This is a genomic window from Sporosarcina sp. P37 (assembly GCF_002109365.1).
Lineage (GTDB): Bacteria > Bacillota > Bacilli > Bacillales_A > Planococcaceae > Sporosarcina.
The window spans coordinates 153,118-170,447 of the sequence record NZ_CP015349.1; the positions used below are offsets into that span (position 1 = coordinate 153,118).

Below are 17,330 nucleotides of genomic sequence, written 5' to 3' on the forward strand. Positions count from 1 at the left end.
ATACGCCAGTCGGCAACGTGTCACTGAACTTCTTCTCCTATAAACCACAACCTGGATTGCTCCCACACAGCAGCGCAGGTACAACTGCGGGGTCGGCCGAAGTCATGAGACAACTGGCGCGCTCTATCGCCAGCTGGCTCATGGCGAAAGGCAATCCCCCACGTGCCTGCGCGGGTCCTAAAAGCGGACACTCGCTAACTCCGATCCCCGATAACGAGTCGAGCAACGACCCCGAAACCAGAGACAGAACGGCATTGAAGTCACTGCGGCGCTAGCGGATGGCTACGCAATGAGCCAGACAGGGAAGAGCATCCTGTCAGTCTCATCACTTCGCCGACCGCTTGGGAGGCGCCTCCGTTTAGTCAGGGTGAAGCAAGATATGACACTTCTTTTGCTAAAGCATACGCCAGTCGGCAACGTGTCACTGAACTTCTTCTCCTATAAACTACAACCTGGATTGCTTCCACTCAGCAGCGCAGACACAACTGCGGGGTCGGCCGAAGTCATGAGACAACTGGCGCGCTCTATCGCCAGCTGGCTCATGACGAAAGGCAATCCCCCACGTGCCTGCGCGGGTCCTAAGAGCGGACACTCGCTAACTTCAATCCCCGATAACGAGTCGAGCAACGACCCGAAACCAAAAATAATAATATTATGTAAAGTTCGATCTTGCTATACCGCACAAACAAAATGTTAACCATCAGCTGACAGAGAGGCAATCAAACGAATACAGACATAGGCTGAAGAAAAGAAAGATTTTCTATTTCTCTCTCATCCAATAGAAAAGAAGTTTAAATAATCCAGCTTCAATGGTATAGTATAAGTGAAAGAGTTCACAATATTGACACAAGCTCATCATGTCTCAGAAATGCTGCCAGACTGCCAGAATTCCACACCCCGTTGCGCTTCTGAGTGAAGTCTTTCAGATGAAAACGCATGACGAAGCATGGAAAGGGTGGGATTCAGATGTTAGCCAGAGAGCATGATCAAAATATTTGGAAGTATGCCTTTGCAAGTGTCGCGGTTACTGTCAGCACGCTCGGCTTTGGACGGATGTCGTATGGAATCATAATGCCTTTCATGAAGGAGAACTTGGCGATGTCCTACAAACAGGCGGGAATGCTTGCGACAGTTGTGTCCATCGGGTATTTACTGATGGTTATCTTCGTCGGTCTGCTCGCTGCAAAGTTCGGCGCGAAGAAGCTAGTGATTTTTGGAACAGGACTGGTTTCATTCGGATTATGTATGCTGGGATTCGTTGCAGGCTATAAGTGGACGCTGTTAGCCATGCTGCTGCTCGGGATCGGAACCGCTTTCACGTACACACCGCTCATCACGATACTAGTCGGCTGGTTTCCAAGAAAGCGCGGAATGCTGATAGGTTTTCTTGTCAGCGGCATGGGACTCGGAACATTGATTTCGAGTACATTAATCCCATTCTTCACGACATGGTTTGGTGAGATGGGATGGCGTTATTTATGGATATTCTATGGCACCTTGTCGATCGTATCGATCGTCATCGCAGTGATAATTTTACGTGATCCTCCAATTCCATTACTTCGGAAGGAACAGCAGAAGAAGTCGTTCTGGACGAAAGTATACTTAAATAAACGAGTACTGCGTGTCGCAGTGATATATGGTATTGTCGGGTTTGCGTATCTGGTGCCGCAAAGTTTCTTATTCAGTTATATTCTCGAAGTAGGATTAACGAAGTTCCAGGCGGGTCAGATTATGGCAGTTAGTGGAACAATGGCTATTTTTAGCGGTCCATTATGGGGCGGGGTATCTGACCGGATCGGACGGAAAGCTGCCTTGCTTGCAACACTCGGAATTGGCGCGGTGTCGCTGATCATTCCGGCAGTATTTCCGGTTTATGCCGGCCTCATCGTCAGTCAGCTCCTGTGGGGAATGACGATTGTCGGGATGCTGTCACTCTGTCAGGCGCTTTCCACTGAACAGGTTCACCCGACTTATGCCCCGGTTGCTCTTGGTTATGTAACGTTTTTCTTTGCAGCAGGTCAGTTGCTCGGACCTGGTATAGGAGGCTGGCTGATTGATCATTTTCAGCAGATTCCATTGGCGTTGATCATGTGCAGTGCGCTTCTGTCACTCGCGTTTTTGCTGTCTATTCGAATGAATAAACATGCGGTGGATTTGGATGTAACTGAACTGGAAGAAAAACCTGCCTTAACTAATTTCTCAATAAAGGAGACTTCCGCGGAAGAAGTCTAATACGCGCTCTGAATGTCAAACGTGTGCAAGGAAAGTGCTCAGGCAAAAAGATAAATTAAAAGGCAGCAGGTCCCTGAAAAAAAGTGGATCTGTTACCTTTTTTAATTTGGTCATTTCAACAGAACCGTAATGAATTTTATATACCGGCTAATAAGGCAGAGTAAAAACGATTAGATTATTCAGCTTTTTACATGATGATGTTGGAATTAAACAGTATATTTTTGTTAAATCAACGGTCTGTCGACGGAGGAAGTCCTATCATATGATAAAAAACTGCTCATATCAGCAGAATTTTATTTATTCAAAGGCTAGAACTTTTATCTCGTAATCTGTTTAGTACATCATGAGGGAAAAATATTGAATAAAAGACTAAGTCATTGCCGTTCTCTTTCAAATAAAAGAGATGATGAGTAGTATAAAGTTTTTCCACTCAATTCTATAATATTATTTATATGTAAGACCTAAAGGCCTGCTTGTTAATTTATCATAAGTAGGTTCTATGACCTGCGTTTGTCATGTGTAATTACATAAATAAAATTAAATCATTTATAGATTATTACATAATATATTGAACGCCCAAATGAAATATAGTAAGGTCGGAACAATATTGAATATTTGAACATTACTGGATAAAACAGTGGTGTTTTCTCACCAACTTAGGAATAAGAACTATATTCTCAGAAGACTAGATGCAGTATTGCAGTTGAAAACGGATCACATTCAAATAAAATAATGGAATTGAGGTAAGTTAGATTTAACTACTAATTTTCCAGTAAAGGGGTAATAAAATGACGGAGAAAAACAATCCAACTCAAAACGGTCATGATCCAAGTCGCAGGAATTTCTTGAAAAATACCGGTCTGGTTGTTGGCGGTGTAGCAGGGGGTTCACTGTTGGGCGGTTTATTTACTAATCAGTCCCGGTCAAGTGATGAAGGGAAAGAAAATGCGGCAACTGACAGTAAAAATGCTCACCCAGCCAGAGCACGAATGTTCTTTGGACGCTATGAGGATTTCATTGTACTTGCGCACGCCACTGAACTGATCTTCCCTAAGGATGATAACGGACCGGGGGCTATAGAATTAGATGTGCCTTATTATATTGATAAACAACTGGCAGGCACTTGGGGGGTAAATGGCGATGATTACCGCCACGCGCCGTTTACCGAATTTGAAAAGTTAAAGAAATTAAAAGATGACGACAAAGCAAATCACACACGTAGTAACCGGGGGAAAATCTTTCTCGAAGGTTTGCGGAAAATGAATGCTGAGAGCAAAAAGCGTTTTGATAGTTCTTTTGACGAGGCTAGTGAGGAACAGAAGTCTGAGATTATGAGTGATTTAGAAAACGGTAAACTTGAGATGAAGTCCATTCCTTCAGAAGGTTTCTTTGCATTATTGAAACAAGCCACATTGGAAGGGGCATTTTGTGATCCGCTGTATGGCGGCAACAAAAATATGGCAGGCTGGCACATGAAAGAATTTGGGGGCGCACAGATGTCTTATGCAAATGTCATAGAGTTTGAAGAATTCGTGAAAATGGAGCCGGTCAGTTTGACAGAATACCAGAGAAATAAATGATCATTATTTTTAGGAGGTAACGTGTATGGCGAAAGAATTAAAAAAAGTTGACGCAGTCATCGTAGGTACTGGCTGGGCCGGCGGAATCACGGCTGCTGAACTTACAAAAAAAGGATATAAAGTAGTTTCTCTTGAAAGAGGTAAAGAACAATCAAGAGAAGACTTTATTGGAGCAAAAGATGAATTAAAATATTCCATCCGATATGATATGATGCAGGATTTGTCTAAAGATACTGTGACTACTAGAACCAGTATGGAGGAAACGGCCAGACCGGTTCGAAATAACAGCCATGCGCGTATTGGCAATGACATGGGTGGTGCAAGTGTACATTGGAACGGTGTAAGCTTACGCTGGCTTCCTTATGATTTTGAAATTCGCAGCAAAACGATTGAGAGATACGGAGAAAGTAAGATTCCTGAAAACTGTACCATTCAAGACTGGGGGATTACATACGATGAATTAGAGCCGTATTATGATAAATTTGAAAAAACGGCCGGGGTTTCAGGTGAGGTAAATCCCCTCGGACATAAGCGTTCAGACGGATATCCGAATCCTCCTCTGAAAACAACTCCTTCGATTGAGCTGTTTAAAAAAGCAGCGACAAATCTTGGTTACCATCCGTATCGTTTGCCGGCCGCCAACATGTCCCAGCAATATACAAATCCTGACGGTGAAACGATAAACGCTTGTATGTATTGTGCATTTTGTGAAGAATACGGGTGTGATTTCGGAGCCAAAGGTGATCCAATTGTCACAGTATTGGAAACAGCGAAGAAAACAGGTAATTTTGAAATCCGCAACGAATCCACGGTTACAGAGGTGATTCATGATGGAACGAAAGCCATTGGATTAAAATATATTGACAATATCACAGGACAGGAGTTTATTCAGCCTGCGGATATTGTAGTCTTAGCCGGCTTTGTCTTTACAAATAATAAATTATTATTGAAATCAAAAATTGGCAAACCGTATAACCCTGAAACAGGGGAAGGCATCATCGGTAAAAACTTTACAGGACACTTCAGCAATATCAGTACGTATATTGGTGCGCGCGGCTTCTTTAATGATGAAAAATGGAATCTGTCGATGGGGACAGGGGCACTCGGTGCAACAGTCGATGATTTCTCAGGAGACAATATGGATCATACTGATCTTGATTTCCTTCACGGCTATGAGATTCGCTATTACCATTTAGGGCAGCGTCCCATTGATAATAACCATGTGCCAGAAGGAACACCGGCATGGGGGAAAGAATATAAAGAGAAGAACTTATTTTATCATAACCGCAATTTAATTATCAGAGCCAAAACGGGATTCCTGCCTAACAGGTATACGTACCTGGATTTGGACCCTACTTATAAAGATGAATTAGGAGACCCTCTAATCCGTGCGACAGTGCATTATGAAGAACAAGATATTAAACGTGCCCAGCATGGCGTCGAACGCTGCAAAGAAATTATGACAGAAATGGGCGCCGATATCGTGGATTTGATTGATGTGCCGGATGATGTGACATTTGATCATAAATTTTATACCAACCATTTCCTTGGTGGTGCGATCATGGGGAACGATCCTGCTGCGTCTGCCGTAAATACTTATTCACAAATGTGGGATATGGAGAATTTGTTTGTGCTTGGCGGTTCTTCGTTCCCGCATAACAGTAACCACGATCCGACTGAAACAATCGGTGCGTTTGCTTACCGTGCGTCAGAAGGGATGATCACCTATCTCGAAGGAGACGGCGGATTATTAGTGGAAGCTAAACAAACGAGTAATGCGTAATTGTAAGACCATATTATAGACCGGTTCTTTTACCGTTCCTATTTCTTTTTCTATATAAATACCTGCAAGCTGGACACTTGAAAAAAGAGTGTGCAACCTGCAGGTATTTTCATTTATTGAATGTAAATAGTAGACGACTGGTGAATCCGCCCGGGGATAGTCTGGCCGCAGATGAAAGTAAACGGTTGTCAAATCCCTATGTCTTTCAAGTAACGTCTGGCGTGAATGGATCGTTTCTTGCGGCTGAGAATTCTCGGATTTTTGCTGCAGCCTACTGTAAGAGTGAACACCTGTTAAAGCACCTTCATCTATCATATCTGAATCATGTATATCAGAAGGCTTTCTACGTTTTTAACATAGCGATTGTTTAGATTCTTCACAGCTTTGTTCAATTGTCCTTTTACTTTTTTTCGGTTCTCACTATTTGCAAGGTATACTGTACCTGAAATTTTCGTGAAATTACAGCTTTATGCCATCACCAAGCTGTAGCACATACAAAAAGACAGTCCCAATAATTGGAACTGTCTTTTTGTATGTAATGTTATTCTTGACGCGGCAAATTTAGCATCTAAAATTATGAGCAAATGCCCTGTACTCTATTCAATAGATTGTCCAGTTTTTGGCTGCATTTTATAACACTTGGATGAGTAAATCCGAAATGTTCCGCTTTCTTATACATAACTATTCTATTTACCTTAATTCTACACAATAAGTAATACTTTTTGACAGCTATATTCATTTCTATTCCTCCGTAATGATAATTACGCTTCAACTATGGTGCTATTTTCTTGATGTGCGCATAGAAGCAACCTGTCTATCATATATAATCTGTGTTGAAAAGGATGTCGGATTATGGCCGACAGTAAAATCATTGTCCGTTTGTGACAACACTGTGTATGGTGATTGAATATTCATGCATTTTGTTTGAAAAATACAGGCCTGCACATAATCTGAAAAGCTACAAACACTTCATGGCATGCGGACATTCTGCGAAAAGCAATTGCTTGTACTTGCGGAAGAAAGCAGGTTATATACGGTTGACCAGACAAAATCCTGCTGAAAATAAGCAGGAAGGGTCCTGCAAAATTTATAGTGCGAATTTAATTGACTTACTGTCACGTGTTCGTGTTAAAAGAGATATTGTATAGAAGTTTATCGAAGCTACAGATTTTGTAATGGTTTTCTTATATGAAAATAAATGCCATTCATACTGCGCTTTATTTCTTTGTATTGGACTTTAGCAAAGAAGGAAATAAAAGGCGATATACGTACTGAAACTTGCATTCAGCGGGTTAGGAATTATAATGATATAAGCGTAAAGAAAATAGGTGCCGGAACGTTGATAAAGTAATGCGTCGGACAGATATTACGAATCAAAAATTAGTGGTGAACGAACATTATCTGCAGAGCATTCCGGATCGATGAAAGAGGTTGTTAAATGGAAGAAAAGAAATATGAATTCCTGGCGGATAATCCGAATGTCAAAGTGCTGCCCATCATGCTGGCGCTTATCATTGGTGCATTCTTTGCCATTTTAAATGAAACTTTATTGAATATTGCACTGATCACATTGATGGATGAGTTTTCCATCACGTTACCGGCAGTGCAATGGATGGCAACGGGTTTTATGCTTGTCATGGCCGTTGTCATACCGATTTCAGCATTGCTGCTTCAATGGTTCACGACACGTCAATTATTCATTGGGACGATGAGTGTATTTACTGTCGGGACGATTGTGGCGGCCAGTGCGCCTGCATTTCCGATTTTATTGACGGGGCGGCTCATTCAGGCTGTGGGAACAGGATTGCTGATGCCGATTATCTTCAACGTATTCCTCCTAATTTATCCGCCGCATCGGCGCGGGAAAGTCATGGGACTCATTGGACTGGTGATCATGTTTGCGCCTGCGATCGGTCCTACATTGTCCGGAGTCATTGTGGAATATTTAGGATGGAGATACTTGTTCTTGCTCGTCATTCCTTTCTCATTATTCTCCATTGCATTTGGCTATAAATATTTGATCAATATAACAGAAGTTACGAAGCCGAAAATTGATTATTTGTCGCTCGTATTTTCCTCGGCGGGCTTCGGCTCTCTCGTTTATGGATTCAGTTCTGTCGGGGAAAGCGCGAAAGGTTTTGCAAGTCCGCTTGTCCTGCTGTTCATCGGTATCGGAGTGGCGGGCATTATATTATTCGCCATAAGACAATTCAAGCTGAAAGAACCAGTCATGGACTTGCGCGTGTTCCGCTATCCGATGTTCACACACGCAGTGTTCATGTTCCTGATTATCATCATGGCGATGTTTGCGTCAGAAATCATCTTGCCGATCTATATGCAGGGCCCTCTCGCACTTTCTGCCGCGACCGCGGGCCTGATCTTATTGCCTGGCAGTGTATTAAATGGCATCATGTCACCGTTCATGGGTTCTTTATTTGATAAATTTGGACCTCGGGTGCTGATGATTCCTTCAACGATCGTACTGAGCGGAACGATGTTCACGATGAGCCGGTTGACCATCGATACACCAATTTGGGTTGTTGTGGTTAGTTATATTCTGCTCATGCTGGCTATATCTGCGATTATGATGCCCGCAGAAACCAATGGGCTGAATCAGCTGCCGAAGCGTTTATATCCGCACGGGACAGCGGTTATGTCAACGCTGCAGCCTGTTGCCGGAGCCATCGGTGTGTCAGTTTTCATCAGTGTTATGAATGCAAGACAATTACACTTCCTGGAGAAATCTGCTGCACCCGGAGATCCGCTGACTGCCGATTTGGCGCTGGTTGCCGGTGTGGAACTTGTCTATTTCATTGCATTTGCGATGTCCCTTGCGGCAGTTATCCTGTCGTTTATCGTATACCGCGCCAAGCCAGAAGATGATGTTCAGGAAACGCGCTAATTAAGATTCTTAATCCTATTCACAGGATTGAGGATTTTTTCTTGTTAAATGAATGTAAGTAAGGCAAGAGAATTGATTTCATTTACGGATCAGCACGTAATGAAGAGAGATCAGAAAAGGATGCGCAGTTCTGGCCGCATACAGCCTATGGAAGAAGATGGCCGCGTAAAGCGATTGACGAATTGAACGTGCGCGGGGGCTGTAAATCGAAATGATGCGGCTAAACAAAAAGTACGGGATTTGAAACGTTAATGAACGTTTTCAGAACCCGTACTTTTTCATAATAACATCCGTAAGTATTTCTCGAAATTCACTCCCGCGACGACTGGCGTCTCGCTCAAATCCGTGTCCTGTATCGCGGCAGACAAGAAATTTTCTGCCAGCGTGATAGACTGTTCTAAGTTCATGCCGCGCATGCGGCCGCCCATAAGTACAGAAGCAAATAAATCACCTGTGCCGGAATAGCTTTTGCCATTATATGAAACAGAGCTATAGATCGTATGTGCATCATTAATGTACATGTTGCCGACAGCGGCTTGCAGGCCGGGCGGATTGATGCCTGTGATGATGATCTCAGCGCGGGTTTCCTGCTGCATCTGCCGGCCCGCTTCTTCAATGGCTTTCAAGTAATCCTGTTCGTTCGTCAAACGGTGCAGTGCGTCATATGAAGATCCGGTCAGCAGACAGCATTCCGTAATATTCGGTGTTATAATGTCTGCCTGCGCAGCTAGAACTTTCATCTGCTCAAGCAGCCCGTCAGTAAAATGATTATATGCTTCTCCTTGATCACCGAGGACGGGATCTACAAGCAAAAGTGTCTCGTCGGTGTAAAACACTTCAAGAAAATCAAGAATGTGGCGAAGTTGCTCTTCACCGGTTATGTAGCCTGTATGGATACCGTCAAATGAAGCACCGAGTTTTTTCCATTCATCTTTGAAAACAGGTATCGCGCTAGTGAGGTCCTCGCAGAAATAACTTGGATATTCCGTTTGTGCAGATAAAACCGCGGTCGGCAGCGGGCATGCCTGAGCGCCCATCACAGAAAGCACCGGGATGGCGGCAGTCAGCGAACACTTGCCAAATGAAGACAGATCTTGTATAACAGCAACTTTTTTCATGAGTACCTCCGTAAACAGCTATGTATTATACGTATCATACCATATAATTTCTATAGTTTTACGGCATATGCACGGGAGCATTCGAGATATACTTATCCTTTTGGCCTGCTGTAAAATCTGCTACAATCAACGTACTGCAGCACGTATACTAGGGGGAGAAAAAATGTTTACACAAGAAGAAAAAGACGCAGTCTACAAAGCCATCTACACGAGAAGAGATGTGCGAAGCTTTTTGCCGGATCCCATTCCGGAAACAGCGGTTCGCAGTATATTGGATGCAGCCCACCACGCACCTTCCGTGGGATTTATGCAGCCATGGAATTTCATTTTAGTTTCATCAAATGAAGTGAAAGAAAAATTATCCTGGGCTGCGGAGAAGGAGCGGCGGGCGCTGGCAATTCATTATGAAGGTGAAAAAGAGACTAAGTTTTTAGGTCTGAAAGTGCAGGGCCTAAAAGAAGCGCCGCTGACCATCTGTGTCACATGCGACCCGACGCGCGGCGGATCCCATGTACTCGGACGCAATTCGATCCCCGAGACGGATGTGCTGTCCACAGCGTGCGCCATACAGAATATGTGGCTGGCAGCCTGTGCGGAAGGATTGGCTCTTGGCTGGGTAAGTTTTTACAAGAAAAATGATGTGCGTGACATTTTAGCGATTCCTCCTCACATCGACCCCGTTGCACTGCTGTCGATTGGCTACACGGAACATTATCCGACCAAACCTATATTGGAATCAGCAGACTGGGAAAAAAGAAGAGTGTTGGATCAGCTGATTTTTGCGGATAAATGGGGCGTGAAACCTGAAGCATAAAATGTAAAGGATAAGTTTCTTATTTTCATAGCTCTGAAGCAAGATAACCCTTCATAGTACAGATGTTTATCGTGTCTGATTGGTGGTTATACTCCCGTTAGAAATGGATACACATCCGTAAAGAAACACATTCTTTTACGGAAAGTACGTTGTGGAGGAGCGATTTATTTGGAGAATAACGAACATAAACAGAGCGAAGCGGAAATGAATAAGCGGGAAATTCTAACAACACGCCAGGGGCATCCTGTACAGGACAATCAAAATATCCGAACGATTGGTGACCGGGGTCCCGCTACTCTTGAGAACTATCATTTTATCGAAAAAATATCACATTTCGATCGGGAAGAAATACCTGAACGGGTCGTTCATGCACGAGGTTCGGGGGCATTTGGCTATTTTGAAACCTACGGAAAAGTCGGCGGCGAGCCGGTTGAAAAATATACTCGCGCGAAAGTATTTTCTGGTGCCGGAAAAAGAACGCCGCTAGTCGCGCGATTCTCCACTGTAGCAGGTGCTAAAGATTCGCCTGAAACAGCCCGGGACCCGCGTGGGTTTGCTGTAAAGATGTATACAGAAGACGGCAACTGGGATTTGGTCGGTAATAATCTGAAGATCTTTTTCATTCGTGATGCGATGAAATTTCCTGATATGATTCATGCGTTTAAAGCGGATCCTGCTTCCAATGTACCGCACCCGCAGCGCATGTTTGATTTTGTCTCCCGTTCGCCGGAATCTATTCATATGATCACGTTTTTATTCTCGCCGTGGGGAATTCCTGCCACCTACCGTCACATGCAAGGCTCCGGTGTGAATACTTACAAATGGGTCAATGACAAGGGCGAGGCAGTTCTGGTGAAGTATCATTGGGAGCCCAAGCAAGGTATCCGAAATTTAACACAGGAAGATGCTGACGCCGTGCAGGCGAAAAACGTCGGGCATGCGACGCAAGATTTGTCTGAAGCCATTGAACGTAAAGAATATCCTGAATGGGAACTGTTCGTGCAGCTTATGGAAGACGGATACCATCCGGAACTCGATTTTGATCCTCTTGATAATACGAAGCTCTGGCCGGAAGAACAGTTTCCCTGGCTGCCCGTAGGTAAGATGGTATTAGACCGCAATCCGGATGATTTTCATATGGATATTGAGCAAGCCGCTTTTGGAACTGGCGTGCTGGTGGATGGAATGGATTTTTCCGATGATAAGATGCTGCAAGGCCGTACATTCTCGTATTCCGATACGCAGCGGCATCGGATCGGCACAAATTACTTGCAGTTACCTGTAAATGCACCGAAAAAAGAGGTGCGGACAAACCAGCAGCGCGGTCAAATGGATTATCGGGATCGGCGCGAAGCAGGGGAGAATCCGCATATTAATTATGAGCCTTCTATGCTCGGCGGATTACAGGAAGCTGCTAGAGAAACGCGTCCCCCGCACAGACCAACGTACAACGCAGCAGCGATGAGCGCGCCAATTGACCGGCCGAATAACTATGGGCAGGCAGGTGAAACATTCCGCCGTTTCGAAGAGTGGGAACGGGAGGAATTAATCAAAAATCTCTCAGAAGCACTCGCCGCATGCGATGTGCGGATTCAAGAGGCAATGATCGAACATTTCAGTAAAGCAGACGAAGAGTATGGCCGCCTAGTCAAAGCGGGTATTGAAGAGAAAATGAAAGAACTAGAAAGCTCTGCTTCACAGCCGGACGTCCCCGGCCGTGAAGCCAGCCAGTCAAAATTTGGGCAAGGCACACCTGATTCTTCAAAAGCGGCAGCAGATGCAGCGGATAAAGGCCGTGAAGCAGATCCTTATTGACGAAGAGTCATAAGGCTAGAGACAGCCTCGGTTAACTGACTAAAAATTTGTTGTAAACTTGAGATGTATTACACCTGTATAGGAAACAAACGTTACTGTTCAAGCAATCACGTTTGTATCTTACGCAGGTGTTTTTCTACTACTGCATCAATTTTTTCACTGACTACAGGCAATTCATTAGTTATAAATATTCAGCACTTCTGCTATGACTTGGAAGTACCGTTTTAAAACGAGAATGGAAGTGGCTGTTAACATGTCAGAGATACTATGCAGGCTTTTCCATCAAATAAAAGAACCGGGGAATACAAATTGTATAATCCCGGTTCCTTTACTTGCTACTCCTTTTCCTCTGCATATTCTTTAAGGGCTAACAGCCTTTTGTCCCAATATTGCTCAAAGAAGCTAAGCCAGTCCTTTAGCGCAAGCAGGTGATCTATCTGGCAATCAGCAAGACTTTACCGTTAGCTTGCAATATTTCTTAGTTTACCAGGGAAAATGGGTAAATAACTGCGATCTGCATACACAAAACATGCTATTTATTTTGCTAGTAAAATAAATATTTTTTTCTCGCTTAAAGTAGTTAAAATATTCGGAATTGCGTTGACAAATTGCTTTTTATACGTAAAATAAGCAGTAGTAAAGATATTCCAATGCGGCCATCTAGAAAAAGGCGCACAAATAAAAACGGTGTTAATTATATGTTTGCATGCACATAGGGGTATGAAGGAAAGCATATAGAATCGCTGTTTCCTCACTGTTATTAACCTGGCAATTACTCGTAGAAAAATACCTGAAAAGAGACCTGCAAGAGAAAACAGATAAGAAAACTTGTGCCCTCTGGACAAATAGACGATCAGGCAGCATGTTCAGAAGAGTGGGTGAAATATAAGGATAAAACAAAATGATAAAACTGGTTTTAATTCAAGTAATGGCTTCACTTATTTGTGTGGCATTGTCGCGGACGACAGATGTTTTTATCTATTTCTGCCTTACATCAACAGCAAATTATACGCTGTAAGTAATTCAGATTCGGGAGTCCAAATGCATGCCTATGAATATCCTGTTGCCAGTCACTTAATTTTGAATAAAACATAGAAGGAAAGGAATGATGCTTTGGCTGTATGTTTCTGTTAATCAAAAATCATTTATCTGTCTCTAGTCGGAATCGATTCAACACTAAAAAATCGAGTATGCGGAGGAATAAAAATGAGAAAAAATTATCTGATTTCATTCTTACTGATCTTGACTGTTATTATTTTAGCAGCATGCAACAGCAGCGCTGATGATGGCGAAAAAATAGTTGAAAAAGTCGCAGCAGATGAGAAAGAAAAGATTACGCTGAAACTTGCTACGGCACAAGCTGATACTCACTCTATGACTGAACACGTTTTTAAACCGTTGATGGAAAAAGTAACAGAACAAACTGATGGGCAAGTTGAATTTGAATTTTATCCTGCAGAGCAATTAGGAAAAGCTGCTGATTTATATGACTTAGTCAGTACCGGCGTAGCAGACATAGGTTACTATGTTGCGGCTTACACCCCTAATGAAATGCCTATTTCAAGCGCATTGCTGGGGATACCGGGCTTATATAAAACTGCTTATGAAGGTACTATGACGTATCATGATTTAATTGATAATAGTCCTATTTTGGAAACGGATTTCCTGAATAATGGCGTCAGACCTATTTTTAATTATGATGCTCCCGGGAACGAATTATGGTCAAAAAAGAAACCTATCAAAACTCCGCAAGATATTAAAGGATTAAAAGTTAGGGTTACAGGCGAAGTGTTAAATCATGCAATGATTGCGCTTGATGCAAATCCAGTAAACATTACACTGTCAGACATGTATGAGGGGTTTGATAGAGGAGTTTACGATGTGTTAAATTTAAATGCTCAATCTACCAGGGATTATGGAATGGCTGAATTGATAAAGTACGGAACTAGAGGAATGGGCTTTGGCAGTGTTGCGGCAGGTTTAGTTATTAATGAGAAAGTGTTTCAAGGATTGCCTGAAGATGTTCAGCAAATCATTCAGCAAGTAGGAGAAGAATTGACAGAGAGTAATGCGATCAGATCAGATGAATATATATCGGAAACATTTGAAAAGTTCACTGAAGACGGCATCGAAGTTTATGAATTGACTGAAGCGGATAAAGAAGCGTGGAATAACTACTTTGCCGAAATTGAAGCGGATTGGGTCGATAAAGTAAATAAACCTGAATTTCAAGAGACGTTAACCGCATTTAAGGAAATTTCAGAGAAGTATCGCTGAGTAAGCTAAAGGTACTAATCGTCGTTTGAGAAATTTTGATTGGCGGGTCATATGACTGTCTGTAAATTCCAATAGGAAACTTGTTTTGATAATAAGAATCAAGTATGTAAATAATAACTAATTAAATGAACTTATGACGGGGTGAAAAGCTATTACTTATAAAAAAATTCTAGTAGAGAAACGGGACAGCTAGCCTACATTATTATTAACTCGCCAGAGCAAAGAAACGCATTAAGTAAAACAACCCTTACTGAAATAAAAGATGCGCTGGAGAAGCTGCAAACAGATCATGACGCAGGGTGTATAATTTTTACCGGCAAAGGAGAAAAATCATTTGCAGCCGGAGCAGATATTAGCCAACTAAAAAATCGTTCGCCATTGGACGTACTTGCAACCGGCAGTATGCAGGATATATACGATTATATTGAAGCATATGAAAAGCCGACAATCGCCATGATCAATGGATACGCACTGGGCGGAGGATGTGAGCTTGCTATGGCGTGCGACATTCGGATTGCATCTGACAATGCAAAATTTGGTCTTCCAGAATTGAATCTGGGTGTCATACCGGGGGCAGGCGGAACCCAGCGAATGGCCAGATTAATCGGGAAAGGAAGAGCCATTGAATTAATTTTAACCGGCAAAATGATTTCTGCAGAAGAAGCTGAGAAAATAGGGCTGGTTTCAGAGGCTGTCCCTCCTGATCAATTAAAGGAAGCTGTGGAGAGAACGGCAATCCAAATTTTGTCCAAAGGTCCAGTGGCTGTGAAACTCGCAAAAGTGGTTATTCATGCAGGTTTTGATACAGATATGAAAACGGGCCAATTACTAGAGGAATTGGCGCAAGCTATTCTTTTTTCAACAGAAGATAAAAATGAAGGAACTAGTGCTTTCATGGAGAAACGCACTCCTGAGTTTATATCAAAATAGAAAGCACGAACCTCTTCAGTGTACATGCCAAACAGCCTTCTTTGCCGATTATTCAATCGCAAAGAAGGCTGTTTAAGGTTTTCTGCAGGTTGCTTACACGTTCTTTGACCAGAGAATACAATAGATGCATGAGCTGCTTCTTGACCAAGGTACCGAAAAGTTTCTACTATTACTATGAACATTATTGCGAATCAGCCTTCACAATGCTGTTTGAAATTTACAAACATCCGCAGTTGAAACAGTGCCTGTATAAAACCCAGCAGCATACTTATGCAGAAACGAAACAATCCATTACTTGATAACTAGACTGCAGCTGTGAAAATTATATACCAGACACAACGGAAATAAGACTTAACATCCGAGGACTTCTCATGAATGCTCTGCCCCTCTAATTCTACTTTCAGTGTCGTTTATATCAGTGAAATGCGGGAAATTAAAGAAGCAGGAGGGGACGAAATTGCCAAAAATGACAAACAACAACCAGCAGTATGAAGTTAAGCTGGGGAAGCACGTAGTTTTCTTCAACAAAAACTACCGTTATATTTTCATCATCAACGAATTAGTATTAGGGATTATATTTATAATGGGCAGTGTGTTCTTCTTTTTTGAAACCTTAAAAACCGCCGGAATTATTCTATTCATTGTAGGCAGTGCGCAGCTCTTCATACGGCCGGTATTAAAAATACTTCATGCTACCACGCTGCGGAAAATTAGCCAGTCCAGTCAAGAGCAAGAATGGAGTGAGTAGAGGCGTAAAACAGACAAATAAGATCAGAGAGCAGCTGAGTCATTGGTAAATGTTGGGCGAAAGTGGAAAGCGGACTGGCGAGGAACGAGAAAACCGAATACGAGATATCTCCTTAATTCTTTGCGAACTGCCCGCGTCAATTGGTTTTTTCCGCCAATATCGCTTTCTGCTTTTACATTTTCCGCTTCATGATCTACGCAACAGCATGACATCAATCCAATACCTTCCTGGCCCTTAGTTTATTTTTCTCCGGAAATCCGTTCACTCGTATCGACCTCTTGACCCGCTGCCCGCTTTTCAAAAGTTTTGCGCCAGCTTGGAGACAGTTCTTCCACTTCCAGCAAACGGCGAATAGCGTCCAAGTCTTGCTTATCATGATGCATCAGCCGGTTCGCTTCCGCCACTGTAATGCCATGGACGTGACGCGTTAATGGAAATAACATATCCGTTGATGATACCATACCTTCTTGCAGCACACGGAAATAAAAGCCAGTATAGCCCGTGTTTTGTACAAGGAGCGGCATATCCTTCCGTTCATAGACAAGCCCTAATTTGAAACAAGGCTGACGGGGCTGACTCACTTGAACAATCGCTTCACCGAGCTGAAAAGAGTCACCAATACAGACATTTTCCTCTGTCAGTCCTGTGATTGTGAGATTTTCTCCGAATGCGCCGTACGATAATGTTCTTCCTAACGTTTTTTCCCAATGTGCATAATGCGCAAACGGATACACACAAACGGCCTTATGGACACCGCCATGATGAACAAGATCTCCCTGGCCGTCTCCGGTGAAGTTCACAGAAGATAAAAAAACTGCCTGTTGGATCGGCTTTTTAAAAAAGCCTGTCGTAACAGATTTCTTTCCAAAGTCCTTTTCTTTCGGTTTTCCAACGTTTAACGAAAGAATCTCCGCTTTTTCCATAGATTTCTCCTCCAGTATAATGTAAATCATCTTTTAGATAAGTGTATCACTTTCAATGAATCTCGGTAAATATCTCCAGCGTTACACATTCACCTCCACTAAATGTAAAGAGGCTTCCCTGTGGAACAATGCTGCTCCGCTTCTTATCTTTCTATTTCCAAAACACCTTCTCAGTACTCATGATCCGACATTCAATGCTATAATAAAC

The 17,330-nt window shown here is 42.8% G+C and carries 14 protein-coding genes; 11 read left to right on the forward strand and 3 right to left on the reverse strand.

Translation table 11 applies throughout. From position 1 onward, the window contains the following. The first annotated feature begins 966 nt into the window (after positions 1-966). The 3 genes from SporoP37_RS00950 to SporoP37_RS00960 all read left to right on the forward strand — a co-directional run bounded on the left by SporoP37_RS00950 (position 967) and on the right by SporoP37_RS00960 (position 5,595). Positions 967-2,232 (forward strand): YbfB/YjiJ family MFS transporter, encoded by a 1,266-nt coding sequence (locus tag SporoP37_RS00950; RefSeq protein WP_158233606.1) that lies wholly within the window; start codon positions 967-969, stop codon positions 2,230-2,232. A gap of 788 nt (positions 2,233-3,020) precedes the next feature. Then, positions 3,021-3,812 (forward strand): gluconate 2-dehydrogenase subunit 3 family protein, encoded by a 792-nt coding sequence (locus SporoP37_RS00955; protein WP_085429982.1) that lies wholly within the window; start codon positions 3,021-3,023, stop codon positions 3,810-3,812. Positions 3,813-3,837: 25 nt separating this feature from the next. After that, complete coding sequence (locus SporoP37_RS00960) at positions 3,838-5,595, forward strand: GMC family oxidoreductase (protein WP_085429983.1); 1,758 nt, start codon at positions 3,838-3,840, stop codon at positions 5,593-5,595. 574 nt (positions 5,596-6,169) lie between these two features. Here the strand turns inward: SporoP37_RS00960 and SporoP37_RS00965 are convergent. Beyond that, positions 6,170-6,334, reverse strand: a complete 165-nt coding sequence (locus SporoP37_RS00965; RefSeq protein ID WP_081241934.1) for an aspartyl-phosphate phosphatase Spo0E family protein — start codon at positions 6,332-6,334, stop codon at positions 6,170-6,172. 699 nt (positions 6,335-7,033) lie between these two features. On the opposite strand from SporoP37_RS00965, the gene SporoP37_RS00970 reads away from it, so the two are divergent. Both SporoP37_RS00970 and SporoP37_RS16775 read left to right on the forward strand, forming a co-directional pair. Further along, entirely contained in the window at positions 7,034-8,497 is a 1,464-nt protein-coding gene (locus SporoP37_RS00970) for an MDR family MFS transporter (RefSeq protein ID WP_085429984.1), read from the forward strand. 48 nt (positions 8,498-8,545) lie between these two features. Then, the gene (locus SporoP37_RS16775; protein ID WP_155961274.1) at positions 8,546-8,683 is read left to right on the forward strand and encodes a hypothetical protein; all 138 of its coding nucleotides are present in this window, start codon (positions 8,546-8,548) and stop codon (positions 8,681-8,683) included. A gap of 92 nt (positions 8,684-8,775) precedes the next feature. On the opposite strand, the gene SporoP37_RS00975 is transcribed toward SporoP37_RS16775, so the two are convergent. Next, the gene (locus SporoP37_RS00975; RefSeq protein ID WP_085429985.1) at positions 8,776-9,615 is read right to left on the reverse strand and encodes a pyridoxamine kinase; all 840 of its coding nucleotides are present in this window, start codon (positions 9,613-9,615) and stop codon (positions 8,776-8,778) included. A gap of 163 nt (positions 9,616-9,778) precedes the next feature. Here SporoP37_RS00975 and bluB point away from each other — a divergent pair, with 163 nt between their 5' ends. From bluB to SporoP37_RS01000, 6 genes are all read left to right on the forward strand, one after another. Further along, positions 9,779-10,429, forward strand: coding sequence for a 5,6-dimethylbenzimidazole synthase (gene bluB / locus SporoP37_RS00980; protein ID WP_085429986.1), 651 nt, complete (start codon positions 9,779-9,781; stop codon positions 10,427-10,429). Between the two features lie 204 nt (positions 10,430-10,633). Continuing rightward, complete coding sequence (locus tag SporoP37_RS00985) at positions 10,634-12,244, forward strand: catalase (protein ID WP_085431606.1); 1,611 nt, start codon at positions 10,634-10,636, stop codon at positions 12,242-12,244. A 1,206-nt stretch (positions 12,245-13,450) separates the two neighbouring features. Continuing rightward, the gene (gene dctP / locus SporoP37_RS00990; RefSeq protein ID WP_081241938.1) at positions 13,451-14,521 is read left to right on the forward strand and encodes a TRAP transporter substrate-binding protein DctP; all 1,071 of its coding nucleotides are present in this window, start codon (positions 13,451-13,453) and stop codon (positions 14,519-14,521) included. Positions 14,522-14,725: 204 nt separating this feature from the next. Beyond that, positions 14,726-15,451, forward strand: coding sequence for an enoyl-CoA hydratase/isomerase family protein (locus SporoP37_RS00995; protein ID WP_335698132.1), 726 nt, complete (start codon positions 14,726-14,728; stop codon positions 15,449-15,451). Between the two features lie 140 nt (positions 15,452-15,591). Next, complete coding sequence (locus SporoP37_RS17365) at positions 15,592-15,750, forward strand: hypothetical protein (RefSeq protein ID WP_232329786.1); 159 nt, start codon at positions 15,592-15,594, stop codon at positions 15,748-15,750. 167 nt (positions 15,751-15,917) lie between these two features. Next, complete coding sequence (locus SporoP37_RS01000) at positions 15,918-16,199, forward strand: YrhK family protein (RefSeq protein ID WP_085431608.1); 282 nt, start codon at positions 15,918-15,920, stop codon at positions 16,197-16,199. Between the two features lie 239 nt (positions 16,200-16,438). Here SporoP37_RS01000 and SporoP37_RS01005 read toward each other — a convergent pair whose 3' ends face one another. Then, complete coding sequence (locus tag SporoP37_RS01005) at positions 16,439-17,122, reverse strand: MOSC domain-containing protein (protein ID WP_085429988.1); 684 nt, start codon at positions 17,120-17,122, stop codon at positions 16,439-16,441. Between the last annotated feature and the right edge of the window lie 208 nt (positions 17,123-17,330).

Bases quoted from the DNA above. Each gene is read 5' to 3' on its own strand.
- SporoP37_RS00950 (WP_158233606.1), top strand. From the start codon at position 967: ATGTTAGCCAGAGAGCATGATCAAAATATTTGGAAGTATGCCTTTGCA.
- SporoP37_RS00955 (WP_085429982.1), top strand. From the start codon at position 3,021: ATGACGGAGAAAAACAATCCAACTCAAAACGGTCATGATCCAAGTCGC.
- SporoP37_RS00960 (WP_085429983.1), top strand. From the start codon at position 3,838: ATGGCGAAAGAATTAAAAAAAGTTGACGCAGTCATCGTAGGTACTGGC.
- SporoP37_RS00965 (WP_081241934.1), bottom strand. From the start codon at position 6,334: ATGAATATAGCTGTCAAAAAGTATTACTTATTGTGTAGAATTAAGGTA.
- SporoP37_RS00970 (WP_085429984.1), top strand. From the start codon at position 7,034: ATGGAAGAAAAGAAATATGAATTCCTGGCGGATAATCCGAATGTCAAA.
- SporoP37_RS16775 (WP_155961274.1), top strand. From the start codon at position 8,546: ATGAATGTAAGTAAGGCAAGAGAATTGATTTCATTTACGGATCAGCAC.
- SporoP37_RS00975 (WP_085429985.1), bottom strand. From the start codon at position 9,615: ATGAAAAAAGTTGCTGTTATACAAGATCTGTCTTCATTTGGCAAGTGT.
- bluB (WP_085429986.1), top strand. From the start codon at position 9,779: ATGTTTACACAAGAAGAAAAAGACGCAGTCTACAAAGCCATCTACACG.
- SporoP37_RS00985 (WP_085431606.1), top strand. From the start codon at position 10,634: ATGAATAAGCGGGAAATTCTAACAACACGCCAGGGGCATCCTGTACAG.
- dctP (WP_081241938.1), top strand. From the start codon at position 13,451: ATGAGAAAAAATTATCTGATTTCATTCTTACTGATCTTGACTGTTATT.
- SporoP37_RS01000 (WP_085431608.1), top strand. From the start codon at position 15,918: ATGACAAACAACAACCAGCAGTATGAAGTTAAGCTGGGGAAGCACGTA.
- SporoP37_RS01005 (WP_085429988.1), bottom strand. From the start codon at position 17,122: ATGGAAAAAGCGGAGATTCTTTCGTTAAACGTTGGAAAACCGAAAGAA.